Consider the following 2,069-nt stretch of genomic DNA (forward strand, 5'->3'; position numbering starts at 1 on the left):
CATGAGCAAGTTCTGGTGTTACTTCTCCTTCTTTAAAAGATTGCTCACCATGAAATGCAAGTATTCTATCTGTCTTCCCATTAATTATTTTTACAAATTCCATTTCTTTTGCTGCATTCTCCACCTTGCAATTAATTCCTGTTACATAAAATTGTTTTTCCGTTTTATCTGCATTCGTTGCATACATCAAAACATCTCTAATATTTTCAAATTTATCCATTCCAAATTCGTAACATTCATTTTTAGTTTTATCTTTATTTTTTATATAATTTATTGCATTATCTATTCTTGATTCTATCTTCCAAATTTTTGTAGTTGCCATCGTATCACCTCCATTATTTTTTTATAAAAAGGGGATTGGGGAATTTTCCACATATTGAATTTCGAGCTGAAGAAATTCATTGCTTGCTAATTCAAAAAATGCCCTATTTTTGTACCTCTTTATGTTCTTATTACCACATAATAATAAAGCAAAAAGTACCTGAATCATTTACTTAATCCAGGCACTTTTTATACATATTTAAATTACATATCGAGTATAAAATCTTCTTTTAAACTTGATTCTTCTTTCTCTTTCACGTTCACTTATAACTCTGCATGGTAATGTTTTATATCCTAATAATTTCATTGCAGTAAATCTATTAAAACAGTTATCTAGTATATAATCATCTCCTATTTTAGTAACTATAACTGGAATTATCCTATCTCTTTTTTGCAATGATACTTGAAAATTTTTCATCCTTTCATCATCTAATAATCTAACATCTTTACTAATTATTTTTATTTTTTCTACTGGTATTTCAACCACTTTTTTATAATCTTTCATATTTTTTATCTTCCTTTCTCTTTACATTTTTTTCATTTTATATTAAAATATATTTACAATTAATTGGGTTAGTATTTTTAGTTTAGCGACTTTTACTAACTCTTTTTTCATTTATAAGTGTTACTCCATAACACATTTGATATAGTTTATTAATTACTGCATCAGCAAGTTCTTCATCTTGTCCTTCTTTAAATCTTTGAAGTAAACCATCTTTATTAAATCTAGTTGTAATTATTATTGGTGATCTATTCTCATTGCGATTTTCAATTATTGTATAAAGCTTTTCTAATGCCCATTTACTTATTCGTTCTGTTCCAAGATCATCAATTATTATCATGTCAATATTAGAATATAATTCTATTAATTCATTCTCGGATATGGTATTATCTGCAAATGTTTCTTTTATTTTATCTAACAAAGTTGTAAGCCTTCCAATAAGAACTATCTGACCTTTTTCAATAAGTTTATTAGCAATTGCTGCAGCTAAATGTGTTTTTCCAACTCCTGACGTGCCTGTTATTATCAGTCCATTGGTTTGCTTTTTTGCAATACATTTTTCTGTATAATCTTCAATAATCTTTATTGCTATATCCTTTACTAATTCCTTATTAAAGTTTTCAAAGTTCATATTCTGATAATTCTTCTTCATATAACTATCTTTATATAATTGATTTATTATCTTTCTATAATACTCTCTTTTCATCTTCAAATAGTCTTCCTTATCTTTTTTAGCCCAGTATTGTTTTGATTTTTCACAATCGCATCTTTCATATTCGATACAATCAGGTGAAACATTTTCATAAAGATAATCAAATCCAATTGGTTTTAATTCTTTATTGCAGAATCCACACTTTTTCCATTTTCTGTTCATAACATTAGTTAAAACTGTATTCTCTGAAACCATTTTTGTCCTCCTTTCTTCTATTATCTTCTTTACTTTCTTCTTTTGTTATCTCTTCTATTTTTTTCTCTTCTTCTGCGTTACCTAACGTTACTGTAACGTTACTTTTTTCACTTTCAATCTTTAACTTTTCACGATGTTTTCTTTGTCGCTCTCGACCTTGTTCTCTAATTTTTTCACATTTATCAATACTTTGATAAACATTCCAATTCTTAATTAGAAATGTTTCCCCTTCTTTTATAAGCATTTCTAATTCTACAAATTTATTCAAAATTTTTTCTATTTTTTTATAAGATTTTCCCATAATCTTTGAAAAATTTTGAATTGTCATTGGATTATTTT

General features: G+C 26.4%; 4 protein-coding genes. All 4 read right to left on the minus strand.

Annotation, left to right across the window (positions count from 1 at the left end; translation table 11 throughout):
- A partial coding sequence (locus tag ACWI69_RS12110) for a relaxase/mobilization nuclease domain-containing protein (protein WP_448822088.1) occupies nucleotides 1-322 on the minus strand: 322 nt, incomplete at its 3' end.
- 198 nt (nucleotides 323-520) lie between these two features.
- Complete coding sequence (locus tag ACWI69_RS12115) at nucleotides 521-826, minus strand: ParB/RepB/Spo0J family partition protein (RefSeq protein ID WP_448822089.1); 306 nt, start codon at nucleotides 824-826, stop codon at nucleotides 521-523.
- Nucleotides 827-908: 82 nt separating this feature from the next.
- Nucleotides 909-1,730, minus strand: a complete 822-nt coding sequence (locus ACWI69_RS12120; RefSeq protein WP_448822090.1) for an ATP-binding protein — start codon at nucleotides 1,728-1,730, stop codon at nucleotides 909-911.
- A partial coding sequence (locus ACWI69_RS12125) for a phage replisome organizer N-terminal domain-containing protein (protein ID WP_448822091.1) occupies nucleotides 1,702-2,069 on the minus strand: 368 nt, incomplete at its 5' end. The genes ACWI69_RS12120 and ACWI69_RS12125, both read right to left, overlap by 29 nt.

It is taken from the genome of Cetobacterium sp. (genome assembly GCF_977044495.1).

Coding starts and splice junctions, on each gene's coding strand:
- ACWI69_RS12115 (WP_448822089.1), bottom strand. CDS start 826: ATGAAAGATTATAAAAAAGTGGTTGAAATACCAGTAGAAAAAATAAAA.
- ACWI69_RS12120 (WP_448822090.1), bottom strand. CDS start 1,730: ATGGTTTCAGAGAATACAGTTTTAACTAATGTTATGAACAGAAAATGG.